This window comes from Flavobacterium zubiriense (assembly GCF_041729725.1).
GTDB lineage: Bacteria > Bacteroidota > Bacteroidia > Flavobacteriales > Flavobacteriaceae > Flavobacterium > Flavobacterium zubiriense.
Window position 1 is genome coordinate 1 of sequence record NZ_JBCFQL010000029.1, and the last position, 1,089, is coordinate 1,089.

Genomic DNA, 1,089 nt, shown 5'->3' on the forward strand with positions numbered 1-1,089 from the left:
TACATAAAGCAAGGTTTTTTTTGTTATAAATATTTTATACTTACATTTAACTGAATTAATCTATTAACCCCAATTAACTGTAAAAATGAATAAAAAAACAGTATTATCAATTATTACTTTACCCATCCTTTCGCTATTGAATACTAATAATAGCTATTCTCAAAACCCATTAAATTTTGGTAGCAAAATTTTTACTGCAGATCCCTCTGGCCATGTATGGAAAGATGGAAAAATGTATGTTTACGCCTCACATGATGAAGAATGTCAAACCGATTTTTTTATGAAAGACTGGCATGCTTTTTCATCTAGCGATTTAGTAAACTGGACTGATCATGGAGCTATTTTCTCAGTAAAAGACCTAAGTTGGGCAGATAATTTTGCCTGGGCACCTGATTGTGCCTATAAAAATGGTAAATATTATTTCTGTTTCCCAGTTGGCACAGGTTTTAAAGACAGGGTAAATCCAAAAAATAGTACCAAATGGATGGGAATTGGAATTGCAGTGAGCGATTCTCCTACTGGTCCATTTAAAGATGCCATAGGCAAACCATTGTGGACTACGCCTTATGCTAATGATCCTTGCCTTTTTATAGATGATGATAATAAAGGTTATATTTATTTTAATGGCGGAGGCGATTATTTAGTTGCCGAAATGAATGATGATTTACTTAGTGTAAAAGGCGAAATGTATAAAATGGATATGGGCGGTTATAAACCTAAAAGAGAAGGCCCTTGGGTTTTTAAAAGAAATGGAATTTATTATTACACCATGCCTGAAGAGAATAGAATTCTAACTTATTATACAGCAAAATCTCCTAAAGGTCCATGGAAATACCAAGGTGTTATTATGGATGAAGAAGGCGAAAGCAATAATCATCATTCTATTGTAGAATACAAAGGAAAATGGGTATTGTTCTATCACCGATGGATTGAAAACAAATCAGAATGTGGAGATAAGCAACGTCAGGTATGTGCTGAAAATCTTTACTTTAATGAAGATGGAACGATTCAAAAAATAAACAGAACCACTTTAGGTATTGGAAATTCTTTCAAATAATATCAAAAAAAAAGCTTCAATTAGCCATAGCA

At 32.8% G+C, this 1,089-nt stretch carries 1 protein-coding gene; it reads left to right on the forward strand.

The features are described from left to right. The first annotated feature begins 85 nt into the window (after positions 1-85). On the forward strand, positions 86-1,057 hold the full coding sequence (locus AAGV28_RS15390) for a family 43 glycosylhydrolase (RefSeq protein WP_373407639.1): 972 nt from the start codon (positions 86-88) through the stop codon (positions 1,055-1,057). The last annotated feature ends 32 nt before the right edge of the window (positions 1,058-1,089 follow it).

Bases quoted from the DNA above. Each gene is read 5' to 3' on its own strand.
- AAGV28_RS15390 (WP_373407639.1), top strand. From the start codon at position 86: ATGAATAAAAAAACAGTATTATCAATTATTACTTTACCCATCCTTTCG.